The 19137-nt window shown below is 71.4% G+C and carries 21 protein-coding genes; 15 read left to right on the forward strand and 6 right to left on the reverse strand.

Annotation, left to right across the window (positions count from 1 at the left end; genetic code table 11):
* Positions 1-182 precede the first annotated feature (182 nt).
* The 13 genes from OG357_RS08655 (at position 183) to OG357_RS08715 (ending at position 11801) form a co-directional block, all read left to right on the forward strand.
* Positions 183-1484: a GAF domain-containing protein gene (locus OG357_RS08655; protein ID WP_329620601.1), complete on the forward strand. Its 1302-nt coding sequence runs from the start codon at positions 183-185 to the stop codon at positions 1482-1484.
* Positions 1485-1611: 127 nt separating this feature from the next.
* The gene (locus OG357_RS08660) at positions 1612-2181 is read left to right on the forward strand and encodes a GNAT family N-acetyltransferase (protein ID WP_329620602.1); all 570 of its coding nucleotides are present in this window, start codon (positions 1612-1614) and stop codon (positions 2179-2181) included.
* Between the two features lie 143 nt (positions 2182-2324).
* The gene (locus tag OG357_RS08665; RefSeq protein ID WP_312846743.1) at positions 2325-2408 is read left to right on the forward strand and encodes a putative leader peptide; all 84 of its coding nucleotides are present in this window, start codon (positions 2325-2327) and stop codon (positions 2406-2408) included.
* Between the two features lie 126 nt (positions 2409-2534).
* Positions 2535-4232 carry a nitrite/sulfite reductase gene (locus OG357_RS08670; protein ID WP_329620603.1) on the forward strand — a complete coding sequence of 566 codons (1698 nt, stop codon included), beginning with the start codon at positions 2535-2537 and terminating at the stop codon, positions 4230-4232.
* Entirely contained in the window at positions 4229-4408 is a 180-nt protein-coding gene (locus OG357_RS08675) for a hypothetical protein (RefSeq protein WP_329620604.1), read from the forward strand. The genes OG357_RS08670 and OG357_RS08675 overlap by 4 nt, the downstream gene beginning before the upstream one ends.
* A complete protein-coding gene (locus OG357_RS08680; RefSeq protein ID WP_329620605.1) occupies positions 4405-5136 on the forward strand; it encodes a phosphoadenylyl-sulfate reductase in 732 nt (243 codons plus the stop codon). The genes OG357_RS08675 and OG357_RS08680 overlap by 4 nt, the downstream gene beginning before the upstream one ends.
* A complete protein-coding gene (cysC, locus tag OG357_RS08685) occupies positions 5136-5714 on the forward strand; it encodes an adenylyl-sulfate kinase (protein WP_329620606.1) in 579 nt (192 codons plus the stop codon). Before OG357_RS08680 ends, cysC begins: the two co-directional genes overlap by 1 nt.
* The gene (gene cysD, locus OG357_RS08690) at positions 5711-6646 is read left to right on the forward strand and encodes a sulfate adenylyltransferase subunit CysD (RefSeq protein ID WP_317600255.1); all 936 of its coding nucleotides are present in this window, start codon (positions 5711-5713) and stop codon (positions 6644-6646) included. The genes cysC and cysD overlap by 4 nt, the downstream gene beginning before the upstream one ends.
* A 2-nt stretch (positions 6647-6648) precedes the next feature.
* Positions 6649-7998: a sulfate adenylyltransferase subunit 1 gene (locus tag OG357_RS08695; protein ID WP_329620607.1), complete on the forward strand. Its 1350-nt coding sequence runs from the start codon at positions 6649-6651 to the stop codon at positions 7996-7998.
* A gap of 205 nt (positions 7999-8203) precedes the next feature.
* On the forward strand, positions 8204-9313 hold the full coding sequence (locus OG357_RS08700) for an aliphatic sulfonate ABC transporter substrate-binding protein (protein WP_329620608.1): 1110 nt from the start codon (positions 8204-8206) through the stop codon (positions 9311-9313).
* A gap of 58 nt (positions 9314-9371) precedes the next feature.
* The gene (locus OG357_RS08705) at positions 9372-10166 is read left to right on the forward strand and encodes an ABC transporter ATP-binding protein (RefSeq protein WP_329620609.1); all 795 of its coding nucleotides are present in this window, start codon (positions 9372-9374) and stop codon (positions 10164-10166) included.
* Positions 10153-11046, forward strand: coding sequence for an ABC transporter permease (locus tag OG357_RS08710; RefSeq protein WP_329620610.1), 894 nt, complete (start codon positions 10153-10155; stop codon positions 11044-11046). The genes OG357_RS08705 and OG357_RS08710 overlap by 14 nt, the downstream gene beginning before the upstream one ends.
* A gap of 8 nt (positions 11047-11054) precedes the next feature.
* Entirely contained in the window at positions 11055-11801 is a 747-nt protein-coding gene (locus OG357_RS08715; protein WP_329620611.1) for a sirohydrochlorin chelatase, read from the forward strand.
* 9 nt (positions 11802-11810) lie between these two features.
* Here the strand turns inward: OG357_RS08715 and OG357_RS08720 are convergent, their stop codons facing one another.
* The 5 genes from OG357_RS08720 to OG357_RS08740 all read right to left on the reverse strand — a co-directional run bounded on the left by OG357_RS08720 (position 11811) and on the right by OG357_RS08740 (position 16287).
* Positions 11811-12443, reverse strand: coding sequence for a mycothiol-dependent nitroreductase Rv2466c family protein (locus OG357_RS08720; RefSeq protein WP_329620612.1), 633 nt, complete (start codon positions 12441-12443; stop codon positions 11811-11813).
* Between the two features lie 73 nt (positions 12444-12516).
* Positions 12517-13071 carry a DUF1697 domain-containing protein gene (locus tag OG357_RS08725; RefSeq protein ID WP_329620613.1) on the reverse strand — a complete coding sequence of 185 codons (555 nt, stop codon included), beginning with the start codon at positions 13069-13071 and terminating at the stop codon, positions 12517-12519.
* 140 nt (positions 13072-13211) lie between these two features.
* Entirely contained in the window at positions 13212-14507 is a 1296-nt protein-coding gene (locus OG357_RS08730; RefSeq protein WP_329620614.1) for an ABC transporter substrate-binding protein, read from the reverse strand.
* Positions 14507-15346, reverse strand: a complete 840-nt coding sequence (locus OG357_RS08735; protein ID WP_329620615.1) for a carbohydrate ABC transporter permease — start codon at positions 15344-15346, stop codon at positions 14507-14509. Before OG357_RS08735 ends, OG357_RS08730 begins: the two co-directional genes overlap by 1 nt.
* On the reverse strand, positions 15343-16287 hold the full coding sequence (locus OG357_RS08740; protein ID WP_329620616.1) for a carbohydrate ABC transporter permease: 945 nt from the start codon (positions 16285-16287) through the stop codon (positions 15343-15345). The genes OG357_RS08735 and OG357_RS08740 overlap by 4 nt, the downstream gene beginning before the upstream one ends.
* 303 nt (positions 16288-16590) lie before the next feature.
* Between OG357_RS08740 and OG357_RS08745 the strand changes: the two genes are divergently transcribed.
* Together OG357_RS08745 and OG357_RS08750 are read left to right on the forward strand one after the other, a co-directional pair.
* Positions 16591-17448, forward strand: a complete 858-nt coding sequence (locus OG357_RS08745) for a phosphotransferase enzyme family protein (RefSeq protein ID WP_329620617.1) — start codon at positions 16591-16593, stop codon at positions 17446-17448.
* A 45-nt stretch (positions 17449-17493) separates the two neighbouring features.
* On the forward strand, positions 17494-18318 hold the full coding sequence (locus OG357_RS08750) for an alpha/beta fold hydrolase (RefSeq protein ID WP_329620618.1): 825 nt from the start codon (positions 17494-17496) through the stop codon (positions 18316-18318).
* A 10-nt stretch (positions 18319-18328) separates the two neighbouring features.
* Here OG357_RS08750 and OG357_RS08755 read toward each other — a convergent pair whose 3' ends face one another.
* Entirely contained in the window at positions 18329-19054 is a 726-nt protein-coding gene (locus OG357_RS08755) for a 3'-5' exonuclease (RefSeq protein ID WP_329620619.1), read from the reverse strand.
* Positions 19055-19137: the final 83 nt, after the last annotated feature.

Here is a 19137-nt window from a genome sequence, read left to right on the forward strand (position 1 = left end):
CCACCCACCGCTCACATCACCCTCATGCACAGGGCCGGTCGGTCGCCAGAGTTGCAAAGGGTTGCAGGATTACCCGAACCGGGCCGCGCCGGACGGCCCCGAACGGCACCATGGGCAGCGACACTCCGGACATCTGCCCAGTGCAGAACCGATACAGCACCACGGGTGGCTGGGAGAGACCGATGAAGAACACGCAGCTCGACATGAAGCGGCTTGCCACCATGGACGCCGCCCAGGCCGCCCGGCTGCTGCACCGGGTCCGTGACGCGACCCTGGCGGGCCGTACGCCGCCGATCGCGCCCCGCGCGGTCATCGACGCGTCCTGGCAGCGGATGGCCCGGCTGGGGCTCGACCCCGACCAGGGCACGAGCAGCGTGCTGCTCCAGCGGGACGAGCTGGAGCAGCGGCGCAGGAGCACGCTCCTGTCCGAGGTGATGCAGACACTCAGCGGCGGCCTCGCCGGCATCGCCGACACCTCCCTCCAGATCATGGTGGTCACCGACGAGAGCGGCCGCGTGCTGTGGCGTCAGGGGAACCTCGCGGTGCTGCGCCAGGCGAACGGCATCTGTCTGGAGGAGGGCGCGGCCTGGACGGAGCACGCGACCGGGACGAACGCGGTCGGCACGGCGCTCGCCATGGGCCGGGCCGTGCAGGTGCACTCCGCAGAGCACTACGTGCAGTCGCTGCACAACTGGACCTGCGCCGCCGCGCCCGTGCACGATCCGCGCGATCAGCGGCTCCTGGGGATCCTGGACGTGAGCGGACCGGCGTCCAGCTTCCATCCGGCGATGCTGGCGCTGGTCGCCTCGGTCGCCCAGCTCGCCGAGGCGGAGATGCGCGAACGGCACCGGCGGTCGGTCGAGCGGCTGCGGGCGGTGGCCGCGCCGATCCTGTGCCGGGTGGGAGGGCGCGCCGTGGCGGTCGACGTCCACGGCTGGACGGCCGCGGTGACCGGTCTCGCGCCGGTGGACCGGATCCCGCTGCCCAAGTCCTTCCGCGCGGGCCGGGTGTGGCTGCCCTCGCTCGGCGTGTGCGCGGTGGAACCGCTGCCCGGCGGCTGGCTGCTGCGGGTGGAGGAGGAGACCCGGCCGGTGGACCCCGGCGCGGCCGCGGCGAGCCGGGTGGTCCTCGACCTGAGCAGGCCGCGCCGCTGGACGGTGGCCGTCTCGGGGGAGGCGGGCAGCTGGCAGCTGGAGCTCAGCCCCCGGCACGCGGAGCTCCTCTATGTCCTGGCGCTGCACCGCGACGGGCGGACGGCGGCGGAGCTGGCGGACGACGTCTTCGGGGACCGTACGAGGACGGTGACCGTACGGGCGGAGATGTCCCGGGTACGCCGGAACCTGGCGGGGGTCCTGGCGCACCGGCCGTACCGCTTCCGGGAGGAGGTCGCGGTGGAGATCCTCCGCCCGGAACGCCCGGCGGACCTGCTGCCGCACTCGACGGCCCCGGCGGTGACGGCGGCGCGCACGGTCGGGGACGCGTAGCGCGCTCGGCGGTAGGGGGCTCGGGTCCGGCGTTCGGTCGTCCCACTCCTTGGACACCCTGCCCATGGGGCGGCGAAAGCAACCACCCCGGTCGCCTCCCCGCGGGGGCTCGTGATGCGATGGCTCCATGCACATCACGCTCACCACCTGGTCCCTCGAACAGACCTCGCCGTCCGACCTCCGCCCCGCCCACGTCCCGGAGGGCGACGACATCACGATCGCCCGGGCCGAGGTGCCCTCGGCGGAGTACAGCCGCTTCCTCTACACGGCGGTCGGTGGCGACATCCGCTGGAACGACCGCCTGGCGCTCACGTACAAGCAGTGGCAGGAGATCGTCGAGAAGCCGGGTGCCGAGATCTGGGTGGCGTACGACCGGGGGACGCCCGCCGGGTACGTGGAGCTCGACCCCCAGCCCGACGGCGTCGTGGAGATCGTCTACTTCGGCCTGATCCCCGCCTTCCGGGGGCGCCGGATCGGCGGCCACCTCCTCTCCGAGGGCGTGCGGCGCGCCTGGGACCTGGCCGAGCGGTGGCCCGAGCGCGAGGCCACGAAGCGCGTGTGGCTGCACACCTGCTCGCTCGACGGCCCGCACGCGATGGCCAACTACGAGCGGCGCGGCTTCCGGCTCTTCGACACGAAGGTGGAGGAAGTGGAAGAGTCGGAGACCCCCGGCCCGTGGCCCGGCGCCCACGCCTGAGACACGCACCGACCACGGAGAAGGGGCCCTTACGGGGCCCCTTTTTCGTGACCCAGAACACAGCGTCTCGCTCATCGAGACATCTATGTCCAAATCGTGGACGATGCTGGACTGGGTCCAAAGTCCCGTGACACGCTTCCGTCATGTCTGGAACTGGAACTGCCTTGGTGAGTCGGCGGCACGTCGACCTCGGCCGCATGTCCAGCGCCATCTGTCCGGCGCGCTGAGACCACCAGCACCGCCGCGATATCTCCTCTGCCCGACCCTGCTGCGCACTGACGCGCCACCCTCTGACCTCAGCGCGAGTGTGCAGGTCAGAGCCGCCCTCTCGCAGTCCCGAAGGACAAGACGCCATGGCCGCCACCCCGGAAAACCCCACACCCGCCGCCGCCCGCCGCAAGACCGGGCGCCACCGTGGCGAGGGTCAGTGGGCCGTGGGGCACTTCACCCCGCTGAACGGCAATGAGCAGTTCAAGAAGGACGACGACGGTCTCAATGTGCGGACACGCATTGAGACGGTCTACTCGAAGCGCGGTTTCGACTCCATCGACCCCAACGACCTGCGCGGACGCATGCGCTGGTGGGGCCTCTACACCCAGCGCAAGCAGGGTCTGGACGGCACCAAGACGGGCGTTCTGGAGCCGGAGGAGCTGGACGACGAGTACTTCATGCTCCGGGTCCGCATCGACGGCGGCCGGCTGACCACGCAGCAGCTCCGGGTGATCGGCGAGATCTCCGAGGAGTTCGCGCGCGGCACGGCAGACATCACCGACCGGCAGAACGTCCAGTACCACTGGATCCGCATCGAGGACGTCCCCGAGATCTGGAACCGCCTGGAGGCGGTCGGCCTGTCGACCACCGAGGCCTGCGGCGACACCCCGCGTGTCGTCCTCGGCTCGCCGGTGGCCGGGATCGCCGAGGACGAGATCATCGACGGCACGCCCGCCATCGACGAGATCTACCGGCGGATCGTGGGCAACAAGGACTTCTCCAACCTGCCCCGCAAGTTCAAGTCCGCGATCTCCGGCTCGCCGCTGCTCGACGTGGCGCACGAGATCAACGACATCGCGTTCGTCGGCGTGCGTCACCCGGAGCACGGCCCCGGCTTCGACGTGTGGGTCGGCGGCGGTCTGTCCACCAACCCGAAGCTCGGCGTCCGGCTCGGCACCTGGGTCTCGCTCGACGAGGTCCCGGACGTGTACGAGGGCGTCATCTCGATCTTCCGCGACTACGGCTACCGCCGGCTGCGCAACCGCGCCCGCCTGAAGTTCCTCGTCGCCGACTGGGGCCCGGAGAAGTTCCGCCAGGTCCTGGAGGACGAGTACCTGAAGCGCAAGCTGTCGGACGGCCCCGCCCCGGAGCAGCCCGCCGGCCAGTGGCGTGACCACGTCGGTGTGCACCGGCAGAACGACGGCCGGTTCTACGTCGGTTTCGCGCCGCGCGTCGGCCGGGTCGACGGCGCCACCCTGACGAAGATCGCCGAGATCGCCGAGGCGCACGGTTCGGGCCGGGTCCGCACGACCGCCGAGCAGAAGATGCTCGTCCTCGACGTCGAGGAGTCGCAGGTCGACGGGATCGTCTCCGCGCTGGAGTCGCTCGACCTGCGGGTCACCCCCTCGCCGTTCCGGCGCGGCACGATGGCCTGCACCGGCATCGAGTTCTGCAAGCTCGCCATCGTCGAGACGAAGGCCCGCGGCGCCTCGCTCATCGACGAACTGGAGCGCCGGGTCCCGGACTTCGACGAGCCGCTCACCATCAACATCAACGGCTGCCCGAACGCCTGCGCCCGCATCCAGGTCGCGGACATCGGCCTCAAGGGCCAGCTGGTCCTGGACGACGACGGCAACCGCGTCGAGGGCTACCAGGTGCACCTGGGCGGCGCGCTCGGCCTGGAGGCCGGCTTCGGCCGCAAGGTCCGCGGCCTCAAGGTCACCGCCGCCGAGCTCCCCGACTACGTGGAGCGGGTCCTCAAGCGCTTCCAGGCGGAGCGCGAGGACGGCGAGCGCTTCGCGACGTGGACGGCCCGCGCCTCGGAGGAGTCCCTCTCATGAGCGAGCGCGCCGCACCGTTCCACTGCCCCTACTGCGGGGACGAGGACCTGCGTCCGAACGAGCAGGGTCACGGCGCCTGGGAATGCGCCACGTGCAGCCGAGCCTTCCAGTTGAAGTTCCTGGGGCTGCTCGCCTCGGGCACTTCGGGCAACACCGCTGGAAGGGAAGAGATATGACGGCCAATCACACGGCATACAGCCAGATCGAGCAGGACGCCACCGCGGCCGACCTCAAGGCACTCGCCGAGCAGGCCGGCCGCGACCTGGAGGACGCCTCGCCGCTGGAGATCCTCCGGTGGGCCGTGGACACCTTCGGCGCGCGCTTCTGCGTCACGTCCTCCATGGAGGACGCGGTCGTCGCGCACCTCGCCTCGCGGGTCCGGCCCGGCGTGGACGTCGTCTTCCTCGACACGGGCTACCACTTCGAGGAGACCATCGGGACGCGGGACGCCGTCGACGCCGTCATGGACGTCAACGTCATCACCCTGACGCCCCGCCAGACCGTGGCCGAGCAGGACGCCGAATACGGCGCGAAGCTGCACGACCGCGACCCCGACCTGTGCTGCGCGCTGCGCAAGGTCAAGCCGCTGGAGGAGGGCCTGACCGCGTACAGCGCGTGGGCCACCGGCCTGCGCCGCGACGAGTCCCCGACCCGGGCGAACACCCCGGTCGTCGGCTGGGACGAGAAGCGGCAGAAGATCAAGGTCTCCCCCATCGCCCGCTGGACGCAGGACGACGTCGACGCGTACGTCATGGAGCACGGTGTCCTCACCAACCCGCTCCTGATGGACGGTTACGCCTCCGTCGGCTGCGCCCCCTGCACCCGCCGCGTCCTGGAGGGCGAGGACGCCCGCGCCGGACGCTGGGCGGGCCGCGCGAAGACCGAGTGCGGGCTGCACGGCTGATGACCCCCACCCCTCAGACCTCCCACACCTCCCAGGAGACCCACGTGACCGGTGCCACCATCTGGCTCACCGGCCTGCCGAGCGCCGGAAAGACCACCATCGCGTACGAGCTGGCCGGCCGCCTCCGCGCGGAAGGCCACCGCGTCGAGATCCTCGACGGCGACGAGATCCGCGAGTTCCTCTCCGCGGGCCTCGGCTTCACCCGCGAGGACCGGCACACCAACGTGCAGCGCATCGGCTTCGTCGCCGAACTGCTCGCCTCGCACGGCGTGCAGGTCCTGGTACCGGTCATCGCCCCGTACGCCGACAGCCGCGAGGCGGTCCGCAAGCGCCACGCGGCCGAAGGCACCGCCTTCGTCGAGGTGCACGTGGCCACCCCCGTCGAGGTCTGCTCGGTCCGCGACGTCAAGGGCCTCTACGCCAAGCAGGCCGCCGGCGAGATCAGCGGCCTGACCGGCGTCGACGACCCGTACGAGGCCCCCGAGACGCCCGATCTCCGGATCGAGTCCCAGAACCAGACCGTGCAGGAGTCCGCGGCGCAGCTCCACGCGCTGCTCACCGAGAGGGGTCTGCTGTGACCACCGTCGTCAACGTCCACGAGGCGACCGACAGCCCGTTCGCGCTGTCGCACCTCGACTCCCTGGAGTCGGAGGCCGTCCACATCTTCCGTGAGGTGGCGGGCGAGTTCGAGCGGCCGGTGATCCTCTTCTCCGGCGGCAAGGACTCCATCGTCATGCTGCACCTGGCGCTGAAGGCCTTCGCCCCGGCGCCGGTCCCCTTCACGCTGCTGCACGTCGACACCGGGCACAACTTCCCCGAGGTCCTCGAGTACCGCGACCGCGTCGTCGCCGAGCACGGGCTGCGGCTGCACGTCGCCTCCGTGCAGGAGTACATCGACGCGGGCAAGCTGCGCGAGCGCCCGGACGGCACCCGCAACCCGCTGCAGACCGTCCCGCTGACCGAGGCGATCCAGCAGCACCGCTTCGACGCGGTCTTCGGCGGCGGCCGCCGCGACGAGGAGAAGGCCCGCGCCAAGGAGCGGGTGTTCTCGCTGCGCGACGAGTTCTCCCAGTGGGACCCGCGCCGCCAGCGCCCCGAGCTGTGGCAGCTCTACAACGGCCGCCACGCGCCCGGCGAGCACGTCCGCGTCTTCCCGCTCTCCAACTGGACCGAGCTGGACGTGTGGCAGTACATCGCCCGCGAGGGCATCGAGCTGCCGGAGATCTACTTCGCTCACGAGCGTGAGGTCTTCGCGCGCAGCGGCATGTGGCTGACCGCCGGCGAGTGGGGCGGCCCGAAGGACACCGAGACGGTCGAGACGCGGCTCATCCGCTACCGCACCGTCGGTGACATGTCCTGCACCGGTGCCGTCGACTCCGACGCCACCACGCTCGACGCCGTCATCGCCGAGATCGCCGCCTCCCGCCTCACCGAGCGGGGCGCGACCCGCGCCGACGACAAGATGTCCGAGGCCGCGATGGAAGACCGCAAGCGCGAAGGGTACTTCTAGCCATGACGAGCACGACCGAGCAGTTCGCCGAGTTCGCCGACGTCTCGGCGACCACCCTGCTGCGCTTCGCCACCGCCGGCTCCGTCGACGACGGCAAGTCGACGTTGGTGGGCCGCCTGCTGCACGACTCCAAGTCGGTCCTCACCGACCAGCTGGAGGCCGTCGAGGCCGCGTCCCTCAAGCGCGGTCAGGAGGCGCCCGACCTGGCGCTCCTCACCGACGGTCTGCGGGCCGAGCGCGAGCAGGGCATCACGATCGACGTGGCCTACCGCTACTTCGCCACCGCCCGCCGCCGCTTCATCCTCGCCGACACCCCCGGCCACGTGCAGTACACCCGGAACATGGTCACCGGCGCCTCCACCGCCGAGCTGGCCGTCGTCCTGGTCGACGCCCGCAACGGCGTGGTCGAGCAGACCCGCCGGCACGCCGCCGTCGCCGCGCTGCTCCGCGTCCCGCACGTGGTCCTGGCCGTGAACAAGATGGACCTGGTCGACTACCAGGAGCCCGTCTTCGCCGCGATCGCCGAGGAGTTCACGACGTACGCCTCCGAGCTGGGCGTCCCGGAGATCACCGCGATCCCCATCTCGGCGCTCGCCGGCGACAACGTCGTGGAGCCGTCCGCGAACATGGACTGGTACGGCGGCCCGACGGTCCTGGAGCACCTGGAGACCGTCCCGGTCAGCCACGACCTGACGGGCTGCCACGCGCGCTTCCCGGTCCAGTACGTGATCCGCCCGCAGACCGCCGAGCACCCGGACTACCGGGGCTACGCCGGTCAGATCGCGGCCGGTGCCTTCCGTGTCGGCGAGCAGATCACCGTCCTGCCGTCGGGGAAGACCTCCACGATCAGCGGGATCGACGCGCTCGGCGAATCCGTGGACATCGCCTGGGCCCCGCAGTCGGTCACGATCCGGCTCGCCGACGACATCGACATCTCGCGCGGCGACCTGCTCGCCCCGGTCGGTGACGCCCCGGCGACCAGCCAGGACGTCGAGGCGACGGTCTGCCACGTGGCCGACCAGCCGCTCGCCGTCGGCCAGCGGGTGCTGCTCAAGCACACGACCCGCACGGTCAAGGCGATCGTCAAGGAGATCCCCTCGCGGCTGACGCTGGACGATCTCTCCCAGCACCCGAACCCCGGGCAGCTGGTCGCCAACGACATCGGCCGGGTCGTCGTGCGCACGGCGGAGCCGCTCGCGCTCGACGCGTACGCGGACTCGCGCCGCACCGGTTCCTTCCTGCTGATCGACCCGGCGGACGGCACCACGCTCGCGGCGGGCATGGCGGGCGAGTCCTTCGCCACCACCAAGGCCGTCGCGGTCGTCGAGGACGAGGAGGGGTGGGACTTCTGATGTTCCAGGACATCTACGCCACCTTCGCCAAAGAGGGTGGCCGCGTGGGCGGCGGCACCCTCGGCACGGGCCAGGGAGGCGTTGCGCGATGTTGCGCGCCGACCTCCACGCACCGCGCGAGCGGTGCGACGCGGCTCCACCTTCTCCACCCCGAACGACATAAACGCAGACTTCGCAGAAGTTGACACCGAGGGGACCACTTCCCGTGCCTGCCACCACCCGTACCACCCTGCGCCGCAGCCTCACCGCCGCCACCGTCCTGCCGCTGCTGATCGGCGCACTCGCCTCCTGCGGCTACGGCTCCGACGCCAAGAACGACGAGAAGAAGGTGGCCGCCGAGGGCGCGAAGCTCTCCGCCGACACCGTACGGCTCGGGTACTTCCCCAACCTCACGCACGCCACCGCGCTCGTCGGTGACCAGGAGGGCCTCCTCCAGAAGGAGTTGGGCGGCACGAAGCTGGTGTCCACCACCTTCAACGCCGGTCCGTCCGAGATCGAGGCGCTGAACGCCGACTCGATCGACATCGGCTTCATCGGCCCCTCGCCGTCGATCAACGGCTACGCCAAGAGCAAGGGTGCCAACCTCCGCATCATCAGCGGTTCGGCCTCCGGCGGCGTGAAGCTCGTGGTGAACCCGGCGAAGATCAAGACCCTGGACGACCTCAAGGGCAAGAAGATCGCCACGCCGCAGAAGGGCAACACGCAGGACGTCGCCTTCCTCAACTGGATCGCGGAGAAGGGCTGGAAGGTCGACTCCGCCAGCGGCAAGGGCGACGTCTCGGTCGTGCGCACGGACAACAAGACGACGCCGAACGCCTACAAGTCGGGCTCGATCGACGGCGCCTGGGTGCCGGAGCCTACCGCTTCCAAGCTCGTCAGCGACGGGGCGAAGGTCCTCCTCGACGAGTCCGACCTGTGGCCGGACAAGAAGTTCGTCATCACGAACATCATCGTGTCGCAGAAGTTCCTCAAGGCCCACCCGGACGTCGTCGAGGCCTTCCTCCGCGGCGCGGTGAAGACCAACGAGTGGATCAACGCCAACCCGGACAAGGCGAAGGCCTCGGCCAACGCCAAGCTGAAGGACCTCTCGGGCAAGGCGCTGGGCGCGAAGGTGATCGACGCCGCGTGGCCGTCCATCCAGTTCACCAACGACCCGCTGGCGGCCACGCTCCAGTCCCAGGCCGACCACGCGGTGAAGGCCGGTCTCCTGGAGAAGCCCGAGCTCGCCGGCATCTACGACCTGAAGCCGCTCAACAAGGTCCTGAAGGCCGCGGGTCAGCCCGAGGTCGCCGACGCCGGTCTCGGCGTCAAGTAACCAGGCGTCAGACACCAGTGCAGCAGCCCGAGTTCAGCTTCACCAGGAGGTGACGACCATGGCCACGACCGCGACGCTCGCCAAGGCCGAGGACCGTGCGGCGGTGACCCATGCCGCCCGTATCGAGCATGTCTCCAAGTCCTTCGGCGGACCCGCCGGCGGACAGCTCGTCCTCGACGACATCTCGCTCGACGTCGCCCCCGGCGAGTTCGTCACCCTCCTGGGCGCCTCGGGCTGCGGCAAGTCCACGCTGCTCAACCTGGTCGCCGGGCTCGACCGGCCGTCCGCGGGGTCCATCGAGACCCCCGGCGGCCGGCCGGCCCTGATGTTCCAGGAGCACGCTCTCTTCCCGTGGCTCACCGCGGGCAAGAACATCGAACTGGCCCTGCGGCTGCGCGGGGTGCCCAAGACCGAGCGGCGCCCGGAGGCCGAGCGGCTGCTCGACCTCGTCCGCCTCGGCGGCTCGTACGGCAAGCGGGTCCACGAGCTGTCCGGCGGCATGCGTCAGCGGGTCGCACTGGCTCGCGCGCTCGCCCAGGACAGCGACCTGCTCCTCATGGACGAGCCGTTCGCCGCGCTCGACGCCATCACCCGGGACGTGCTGCACGACGAGCTGACCCGGATCTGGCGGGAGACGAACGTGTCGGTGCTCTTCGTCACCCACAACGTCCGCGAGGCCGTGCGGCTGGCCGAGCGCGTCGTCCTCCTCTCGTCCCGGCCGGGGCGGATCGCCCACGAGTGGACGATCGACATTCCTCAGCCGCGCCGCATCGAGGACTCCGACGTCGCGGAGCTGTCCCTCGAGATCACCGAGCACCTGCGTGGGGAGATCCGCCGTCATGGCCAGCACTGAAACCAGCCCGAAGGCCCAGAGGGCCGACGATCTCGCCGGCCTGGAAGCCGGTCTGGACGCGCTGGACAGCGTGCAGATCCGGCGGACCCCTTTCCGCGAGGTCCTCCTCAAGAAGGTGTTCCCGCCGCTCCTCGCGGTCGCGCTGGTCCTGGTGGTCTGGCAGCTCCTCGTGTGGGGGAAGGTCACCGACGAGTACAAACTCCCCGCCCCGTCCGCGGTGTGGGACAGCCTGACCACCATGTGGCTGGAGGGCACGCTCCTCGAAGTCCTCTGGACGAGCGTCTCCCGGGCACTGCTCGGCTTCCTGCTGGCGCTCGCGATCGGCACCCCGCTGGGTCTGCTGGTGTCGCGCGTGTCGTTCGTGCGCGCGGCGATCGGTCCGATCCTTTCGGGTCTCCAGTCGCTGCCCTCGGTGGCCTGGGTGGCGCCGGCGGTCCTCTGGCTCGGTCTGAACGACAGCATGATGTACACGGTGATCCTGCTGGGCGCCGTCCCGTCGATCGCCAACGGTCTCGTGTCCGGCGTCGACCAGGTCCCGCCGCTCTATCTGCGGGCCGGGAAGACGCTCGGCGCGACGGGCCTCAAGGGCGCCTGGTACATCGTGATGCCGGCCGCGCTGCCCGGCTATCTCGCCGGACTCAAGCAGGGCTGGGCGTTCTCCTGGCGTTCGCTGATGGCCGCGGAGATCATCGCCTCCTCCCCCGAGCTGGGCCTCGGTCTCGGCCAGCTCCTGGAGAACGGCCGCAACGACTTCGACATGCCGGGGATCTTCCTGGCGATCATCCTGATCCTCGTCGTCGGCGTCGCCATCGACCTGCTGCTCTTCAGCCCGCTGGAGCGTGCGGTGCTGCGCCGCCGCGGCCTGCTCACGAAGGGCTGAGCCACACCATGAACCGCCCCGTCCTCCTCGTCATCGCCCACGGCAGCCGCGACCCGCGGCACGCGGCGACCGTCCAGGCGCTCGTGCGCCGGGCCGGCACGCTGCGGCCGGGGCTGCGCGTGGAGACGGCGTTCCTGGACTTCAACCTGCCGTCGGTGACGGGGGTCCTCGACCGGCTCGCCGCCGACGGGGTACGGGACGTGGTGGCGCTGCCGCTGCTGCTCACCCGGGCCTTCCACGCGAAGGCCGACATCCCCGCCGTCCTGCGGCAGGCCCCGCCCCAGCTGAGAATCCGGCAGGCGGAGGTCCTCGGACCGTCGCCGCTGCTGATCGCGGCGGTGGAGCGGCGGTTGTACGAGGCCGGGCTCACGCCCGGCGACAAGAGCTCGACCGGGGTCGTCCTGGCCTCGGCGGGCTCCACCGACCCGGAGGCGATCGCGGTGATCGCAGAAACGGCGCGGGAGCTGCGGCGCACCGGTTGGTGCTCCGTGCGGCCCGCGTTCGCCTCCGCATCTCTCCCCCGTACGGAGGAGGCCGTCCGGGCCCTCCGTATCGACCCGGGCGTCCGACGCGTGGCCGTCGCCCCGTACGTCATCGCCCCGGGCAGGCTCCCGGACCGCATCGCCGCCGGCGCGGCCGAGGCGGACGTCCTCGCGGACGTCCTCGGCCCCTCCCCCGAACTGGCCGCGCTCCTGGTGGAGCGCTACGACGGCGCGGTGCGCGCCTCGGAGCGTGTGGCCGCGGCCGTCGGCTAGCCGCACGCGTCAGTCGAAGTCGAGACCGCCCGTGCGGGTCCTCTTCAGTTCGAAGAGGTCGGGGTGGGCGGCCAGGACGCGGAAGTGGTCGAAGAGTTCGGCGGCCTTCTCGCCGCGCGGGATGGCGCGGAGGACCGGGCCGAACCAGACCGTGCCGTCGACGTGGATCGTCGGGGTGCCGACGTACGCCCCCGCTTCGGGGTCCTTGCCCGCGTCGTGGCTGCGGCGGACGGTCTCGTCGTACGCCGGGTCGTGGGCGGCGGCGGCCAGTTCGGGCGGGAGGCCGAGTTCGGTGAGGGACTCGGCGATCACGGCGTCGAAGTCCTGCTGCTTCTTCTCGTGGATGCGGGTTCCGTACGCGGTGTAGAGCGGGCGCAGGATCTCCTCGCCGTGCTGCTCGGCGGCGGCGGCCGCCACGCGGACCGGGCCGATCGAGGCGTCGACGAGCTCGCGGTACCAGTCGGGCAGGGTGTTTCCCTCGTTGTGGAAGTACAGACTCATGACCTTGAAGCGGAGGTCGACGGGCCGGTGGCGTTCGACCTCCAGCATCCAACGGGAGGTGATCCAGGCGAAGGGGCAGGCGGGGTCGAAGTAGACGTCGACGGTGGTGCGGGGCCGGGTGGTGGTCGCGGTGCTCGTCATGCGATCGAATCTAGCCAGCGGGTGGCCCGTCGCTCTGGGCCAATCAGTGGCTGTCGGGGCGGGCCACTTGCCGTCAGCCCTCGTGGGTCATCTCGACGAGCTTGACCACCGTGTTCCAGTTCCGGGCCGTGGCCACGAGCCCCTTGACCACGGCCGGGCGGCTGACGACGTCGCCCAGCTTCGACCGGCCGAGACCCTCGGGGACGTAGAGGTAGAGCACGCGGTCGCCGAGGGCGAAGTCCTCCGGCAGGTACGCCTCCCGGTCGATCGCGGCGAAGCGTTCGGGCTCGGCGGGGCCGGAGTAGTAGATGGCGTGGAGCTGCTTTCCCTCCAGCTCGGCGGCCGGGAAGGGGCAGGCCTCGGCGACGGCCGCGAGGTAGTCGCCGTCGCGGACGAGGCAGTCGACACGGAAGCCGAAATGACGCTCGATCGCGTCCTCCAGCTCGGCGGTGAGGTCGTCCTCGGAGGCGGGCGAGTCCGTGGTGAAGACGGCGTTCCCGCTCTGGAGGTACGTGCGGACGTCCCGGTGGCCGAGGCCTTCGAGGACGGAACGGAGCTCCGCCATGGGGACCTTGCGGTGTCCGCTCACGTTGATGCCGCGCAGCAGGGCCGCGTACGTCGTCGCCATGGGTTCACCTTAGGCGGCCACCGCGCCTCGTGGGGGGCGGCACGGTGGCCGGTTCGAACACTCGCCGATGGGAGCGACCCGGGAGAAGACCCTTCACCCATCTGTGACTTATTCAACAAGGTTTCGTAATGACGAATCCATCATTTGCGGTAATAGCGGGCGAGGACCCGGTTGCCGTCCTCCTCCAGCCGTCTGCGCAGCTCGGCTGCGTCGATGGCCCCGCTGTAGTACTCCTGGAAGGCCGGGGTCGCCACCTTGTCCTTCCATTCCGGATATCCGCGCACGGCCTGCGCGGGGGCGGGCCGCAGTCGCTCGGCGACCTCGGCACCGGTCGCCCAGCCGTCCCGGGCGGTGTGCAGGGAGGGGTCGGCGAGCGCGGCCGTGCCGGTGGGCAGCATCCAGTCGCCGCGGGCGAGCCGCACCATGCTCTCCGGCCGCAGGAAGAAGTCGAGGAACTCCATCGCCTCCTTCTTGTACGGGCTGTCCTCGGCGATCGACAGGGTCTGCGGGGAGACGCCCTGGGCGAGCCCCTCGCTCCCGGCGGGGGCGGGCAGCACCGTCCACTCGAAGCCCTCGGGTGCCTGCTGGGCGATCTGCTGCCGGTAGGCGAAGCCCAGCGGGACCATGGCGTACTTGCCGGCGAAGAAGCCGGGCAGGGTGTCGGAGCCGCCGCTGCCGAGCGTGGTGCGCGGGGCGGTGCGGTCGACGACGACCTGGTCATGGACGGTGCCGGTGACGACGGCGTCCGCCTCGGTGAAGTCGACGGTGATCCGGCTGTCCGCGCCCAGGTGGAAGAGGGCGCCGCCGGCCGAGACGCCGAGGTTGAGGCTGACGGAGACGGGCTCCTTGAGCGGCCAGGCGACCGCGTACCGGTCGGGTCCCATGAAGGTGGTGAGGTCCCGGGCGATCTGCCGGAACTCGGTCCAGGTCCAGGGCTTCTCGGGGGTGGGGACGCGGACGCCGGAGGACTCCAGGATCTTCCGGTTGGCGATGATCACGCGGGGTTCCTGGAGGAAGGGGACTCCGTAGATCCCGTCGCCGAAGGTGGTGGTCTGCCAGCTGCGGGCGGGGATGTCGGCGCGCAGCCGCTCGGACAGCAGCGGGCGCAGATCGGCGAGGTCGCCGCCGTAGGCGAAGTCGCCGAGGTCGTCGGCGGCGTCGTGGATGATGTCGGGCGCCTCGCCGCCCTCGAAGGAGGTGAGGAGCTGGTCGTGGACGGAGTCCCAGCTGCCCTGGACGTAGTCGACCTGGACGTCGGGGTGGGCGGCGTTCCACTCCGCGACGAGCTGCTTGTTGGCGTCGACGGACTCCTTCTGCCAGGCGAGGGACTGGAAGCGGAGCCGTACGACGCCGTCGTCGGGGCGCTCGTCGCCGCCGGCGCAGCCGGTGAGGAGCAGGGCGAGCGCGGCGGTGAGGGTGACGAGCCGTCGTCCCATCACTTCACCGCCCCGGCCAGCATGCCTCCGGCGATCCGGCGTTGGAGGACGGCGAAGACGACGAGGGAGGGCAGGGTGGCGAGGAAGGCCGCGGCGGCGAGCGGGCCGAGGTCGGCGACGCCCTCGGCACCGAGGAAGTGGGTGAGGACGACCGGCAGGGTCTGCTTCTCGGGGGTCTTGAGCAGGACGAGCGCGAAGAAGAACTCGTTCCAGGCGGTGACGAAGGCGAAGAGGGCGGTGGCGACGATGCCGGGGACGAGCAGCGGGGCGGTGACGGAGACGAGGGTACGGAGCCGGCCGGCGCCGTCGACGGCCGCGGCCTCCTCCAGTTCGGCCGGGACGGCCTTCACGTACCCCATGAGCATCCAGAGGGCGAAGGGCAGCGACCACACCACGTAGACCATGACGAGGCCGGGGACGCTGTTGATCAGGTGCAGGTTCTTGAGGATCAGGAAGAGCGGGATGATCACCAGGACGAAGGGGAAGGCCTGGCTGATCACGACCCAGCCGGTGGCCGCCGTGGCGAGCCGGCCCCGGTGGCGGGCGGTCACGTAGGCGAGCGGGGTGGCGACGACGACCGCGATCAGTGCCGCGGCGAGCGCGGCGACCAGGCTGTTCCCGGCCGCCCTGAGCAGCGGCTGCTCGTCGAAGGCCTGCCGGAAGTTGGCGAGGGTCGGCTCCTCCGGGATCCAGGTGGGGTGGAGCGAGGCCAGCTCGGGGGCGGGCTTGAAGGCGGTGGAGATCAGCCAGAGGAAGGGGAAGGCGAGGAAGACCAGGTAGGCGAGGAGGGCGAGGTACTGGCCGATCCGCGCGGGTCTGCTCGTCCGGAGGGCGCTCACCGGTCCTGGTCCCCTTTCAGCCGGCGTACGAGGGAGAGGGCGATCAGCACCGAGACGGCGGCGACCATCACGCAGCCCATGGCGGCGGCGTAGCCGAACTGGCCGTAGCGGAAGGCCTCCTCGTAGGCGAAGAGCATGGGGAGCCGGGTCCGGCCGCCCGGTCCGCCGTTGGTCAGGACGTAGACCAGGGCGAAGGAGTTGAAGTTCCAGATGAGGTTGAGCGCGGTGATGGCGAGGGCCACGGGTCTCAGCGCGGGCCAGGTGACGGTGCGGAAGCGGCGCCAGGCGCCGGCGCCGTCGAGGGCGGCGGCCTCGTGGAGTTCGCGCGGGGTGTTCTGGAGTCCGGCGAGGAGGGCGACGGTGGTCTGCGGCATGCCGGCCCAGACGCCGACGACGATCACGGCGGGGAGGGCGGTGGCGAGTCCGGAGAGCCAGTCGTGGCCCTGGCCGAGGCCGAGGTCGCGGAGGGTCTCGTTGAGGATGCCCGCGTCGGGGTTGTAGACGAGCCGCCACATGATGCCGACGACGACCTCGGGCATCGCCCAGGGGACGATCGCGAGCGCCCGCGCCAGCCAGCGGAAGCGGAGCTTCTGGTTGAGGAGGAGAGCGAGGCCGAGGGCAAGGAGGAACTGGGGGACGGTCACCCCGACGGCCCAGACCAGGCCGATGCGGAAGGAGTCCCAGAAGAGGGTGTCGTGGAGCAGGTCCTGGAAGTTGAGGGTGCCGACCCAGCGGGTGGACTGGGTGCGGCCGGACTGGGCGTCGGTGAAGGCGAGCGCGATGCCGTAGAGGAGCGGGCCGACGCTGAGGACGAGGATCGGCAGGAGCGCAGGGAGCACCAGGAACCAGGCGCCGAAGTCGGGCCCCCGGGGGCGTGCCGGGCGGACGGTCCGCGGTGTCCGCGTCCCGCCCGGCCGCTTCGTCGCGGTCGCCGAGCTCATCGATCCGACCCCCGTCTGCCGGTGCCGCGCCGGTGGGAACCCCGTCATGGTGCTGACGGGCCGTGAGGTCGTCAAGGCGGCCTGCGCGGCCACTTAGGGGGTGGCGTGCAGATCAGGCCGGGCTCGCGGGGTCTGGCACCGCGCCTCGCCGCGTTGTCGTCACTCGCCATGACTCCGCCATGACTCCCTCCTCCGCCTTGCGATCCACGGCACCAGACCCCGCTCCCTGATCCGGCCTGATCCCCACGCCACCCCCGGCCGGATGCGAGACTTTGGCTCAAACGCACAGGTAGGGAGAGGTCGATGGACGAGGCGCGGGCGCGGGAGATCCTGGCCGCGGCGGGGCTGCCGGCAGCGGAGGCGCGGCTGCTGGCGCTCGGGGAGAACGCGGTCTTCGCCGTGGGCGACCTGGTGGCGAAGGTCGGCAGGGACGCCGAGCTGTTCGAGCGGGCCGGGCGGGAGGTGGACCTGTCCGGCTGGCTCGCCGAGGCCGGGGTCCCGGCTCCGCGGGCCGCCGAGGAGAAGCCGCGGCTCGTCGACGGGCACCCGGTCTCCTTCTGGCACCGGCTGCCCGATCCGGTCCGGCCCGCCGAGCCCCGTGATCTGGCCCCGCTGCTGCGGGCCGTGCACGCCCTGCCCGAGCCGCAGGGGTTCACGCTTCCCCGGCGTGAGCTGCTCGGCGGCGTCGAGCGGTGGCTGCGGCTCGCGGGCGAGGCGATCGACCCGGCGGACGCGGCCTTCCTCCGGGAGCGGCGCGACGCCTTCGCCCCGGCGGCCGCCGCACTCGCCCCGCGTCTGACGCCGGGTCCGATCCACGGCGACGCCCTCCCCCGGAACGTGCTCGTCGGCCCGGACGGCCCGGTCCTGATGGACCTGGAGACGTTCTCCTCCGACCTCCGCGAGCACGACCTCGTGGTGCTCGCGCTCTCCCGGGACCGCTACGGCCTGGACCCGGCGGCCTACGACGCCTTCACCGAGGCGTACGGCTGGGACGTCCGGGAGTGGGAGGGGTGCGCCGTGCTGCGGGGCGCGCGGGAGACCGCGAGCTGCGCGTGGGTGGCCCAGCACGCGCCGGCGAACCCGAAGGCGCTGGCCGAATTCGAGCGGCGGGTGCGCTCGCTGCGGGACGGCGACCCGGAGGTCCGCTGGTACCCGTTCTGACATCATGGCCCGCGTCGAACCGGCCGTCGGGAACGGGGTGTTGTGATGCGGGTGGAGTTGTCGGACGTCACGCTGGACGTCGAGGTGAGCGGCGAGGGGCCGACGGTGCTGCTGGTGCACGGCTTCCCGGACAGCCACGCCCTGTGGCGCCACCAGGTCCCGGCCCTGACCGCGGCCGGGTACCGGTGTGTCGTCCCGACCCTGCGGGGCTTCGGCGCGTCGGACCGGCCCGAGGGGGGCGCGGAGGCCTGTCACCCGATCAAGCACGTGGGCGACCTGCTGGAGCTGCTGGGTCGGCTCGACGTCGACCGGTTCCACGCGGTCGGCCACGACTGGGGCTCGGGCGTGGTGCAAGGGATCGCGCAGACCGTGCCCGACCGCGTGACGAGCCTGACGCTCATGTCGGTGGGGAGCATCGCGGCGATCCTCGGCGCCGGCTGGGAGCAGCGGCAGCGCCTGTGGCACCTGACGCTGTTCCCGTACGAGGGCCTCGCCGAGGAGTGGCTCTCCCGGGAGGACTTCGCGCATCTGCGGGACATGCTCTCCGACCACCCCGAGGTGGAGACGGTCCTGGAGCCGCTGCGCTCTCCGGGCGCGCTGACCGCCGCTCTGAACATCTACCGTTCGGGGCTGCCGATCGAGACCCAGCTGGCCCCGCCGCCGGCGCTCCCCCCGCTCTCCGTCCCGGTCATGGGCGTGTGGTCCACCGGCGACCGCTTCCTCACCGAGCGGCAGATGGTGGACACCGGCGAGCACGTGACCGGTCCCTGGCGCTACGAGCGCGTGGCGGACGCGGGCCACTGGTTCCCGCTCGACCGGCCGGAGAAGGTGAACGAACTCCTGCTCGCCTTCCTCAAGGACAACGGCTGAAGGACGACGGCTAGGAGTGGGCGAATACCGCCGGGCGGAGGGGCCAGGTGGACTCGATGACCGCTTCCGTCTCGCCCTTGCGGCGCAGGAAGGCCTGGAAGTCCTCGGCCCAGACGCGGTACCAGGCGATCTGGCGCTCGTGGAGCTCGGCCGGGTCCAGTTCGGCGACCTGGCGGTGCCGCTCGGCTATCGCGACGGCGACGCGGACGGCGGCGAGTGCGTCGGCCGCGGCCTGGTGGGCGGCTTCGAGGACGACGCCGTACTCCCCGCAGACCGCCTCCAGGGTCCGCTTGCCCCGCCGGTAGCGGTCGACGGCCCGGTCGATCGTGTACGGGTCGACGACCGGGCCGATGTCGACGCCGCCGAGCCGCTCGCTCAGCGAGGGCAGCCCGTGGCGGCGCAGCTCGGCGGAGAGGAGCGTGAGGTCGAAGGAGGCGTTGTACGCGACGATCGGGACGCCGTCCTCCCAGTACGCGGCGAGGGTCTTCGCGATCTCGTCGGCGACCTCGCGGACCGGCCGGCCCTCGGCTGCCGCGCGCTCGGTGCTGATGCCGTGGATCGCGGAAGCCTGCTCCGGGATGCGGATGCCCGGGTCGGCGAGCCAGTCCTGTCGTCGTACGACGTCTCCCCCGCCGTCGACTTCGATGATCGAGGCCGTGACGATACGGGCCTCCAGCGGATCGGTGCCGGTCGTCTCCAGGTCGAAGCCGACCAGCGTGTCGCCGTGCCAGGCCATCGGGTCCTCCTTACGTGATCTCCCCCGTGGTGGTGACCACCCTCGCACGCACCACTGACAACGCCCCCGGGCGGTGGTCGGCG

This window comes from Streptomyces sp. NBC_01255, from assembly GCF_036226445.1.
Taxonomy (GTDB): Bacteria; Actinomycetota; Actinomycetes; order Streptomycetales; family Streptomycetaceae; genus Streptomyces.

Excerpts from the sequence above, each read along its gene's own strand:
- OG357_RS08715 (WP_329620611.1), top strand. The coding sequence starts at position 11,055 with ATGAACCGCCCCGTCCTCCTCGTCATCGCCCACGGCAGCCGCGACCCG.
- cysC (WP_329620606.1), top strand. The coding sequence starts at position 5,136 with ATGACCCCCACCCCTCAGACCTCCCACACCTCCCAGGAGACCCACGTG.
- OG357_RS08750 (WP_329620618.1), top strand. The coding sequence starts at position 17,494 with ATGCGGGTGGAGTTGTCGGACGTCACGCTGGACGTCGAGGTGAGCGGC.
- OG357_RS08665 (WP_312846743.1), top strand. The coding sequence starts at position 2,325 with ATGTCTGGAACTGGAACTGCCTTGGTGAGTCGGCGGCACGTCGACCTC.
- OG357_RS08705 (WP_329620609.1), top strand. The coding sequence starts at position 9,372 with ATGGCCACGACCGCGACGCTCGCCAAGGCCGAGGACCGTGCGGCGGTG.
- OG357_RS08675 (WP_329620604.1), top strand. The coding sequence starts at position 4,229 with ATGAGCGAGCGCGCCGCACCGTTCCACTGCCCCTACTGCGGGGACGAG.
- OG357_RS08660 (WP_329620602.1), top strand. The coding sequence starts at position 1,612 with ATGCACATCACGCTCACCACCTGGTCCCTCGAACAGACCTCGCCGTCC.
- OG357_RS08695 (WP_329620607.1), top strand. The coding sequence starts at position 6,649 with ATGACGAGCACGACCGAGCAGTTCGCCGAGTTCGCCGACGTCTCGGCG.
- OG357_RS08740 (WP_329620616.1), bottom strand. The coding sequence starts at position 16,287 with ATGAGCTCGGCGACCGCGACGAAGCGGCCGGGCGGGACGCGGACACCG.
- OG357_RS08710 (WP_329620610.1), top strand. The coding sequence starts at position 10,153 with ATGGCCAGCACTGAAACCAGCCCGAAGGCCCAGAGGGCCGACGATCTC.
- OG357_RS08680 (WP_329620605.1), top strand. The coding sequence starts at position 4,405 with ATGACGGCCAATCACACGGCATACAGCCAGATCGAGCAGGACGCCACC.
- OG357_RS08730 (WP_329620614.1), bottom strand. The coding sequence starts at position 14,507 with ATGGGACGACGGCTCGTCACCCTCACCGCCGCGCTCGCCCTGCTCCTC.
- OG357_RS08755 (WP_329620619.1), bottom strand. The coding sequence starts at position 19,054 with ATGGCCTGGCACGGCGACACGCTGGTCGGCTTCGACCTGGAGACGACC.
- OG357_RS08745 (WP_329620617.1), top strand. The coding sequence starts at position 16,591 with ATGGACGAGGCGCGGGCGCGGGAGATCCTGGCCGCGGCGGGGCTGCCG.
- OG357_RS08720 (WP_329620612.1), bottom strand. The coding sequence starts at position 12,443 with ATGACGAGCACCGCGACCACCACCCGGCCCCGCACCACCGTCGACGTC.
- OG357_RS08655 (WP_329620601.1), top strand. The coding sequence starts at position 183 with ATGAAGAACACGCAGCTCGACATGAAGCGGCTTGCCACCATGGACGCC.
- OG357_RS08725 (WP_329620613.1), bottom strand. The coding sequence starts at position 13,071 with ATGGCGACGACGTACGCGGCCCTGCTGCGCGGCATCAACGTGAGCGGA.
- OG357_RS08670 (WP_329620603.1), top strand. The coding sequence starts at position 2,535 with ATGGCCGCCACCCCGGAAAACCCCACACCCGCCGCCGCCCGCCGCAAG.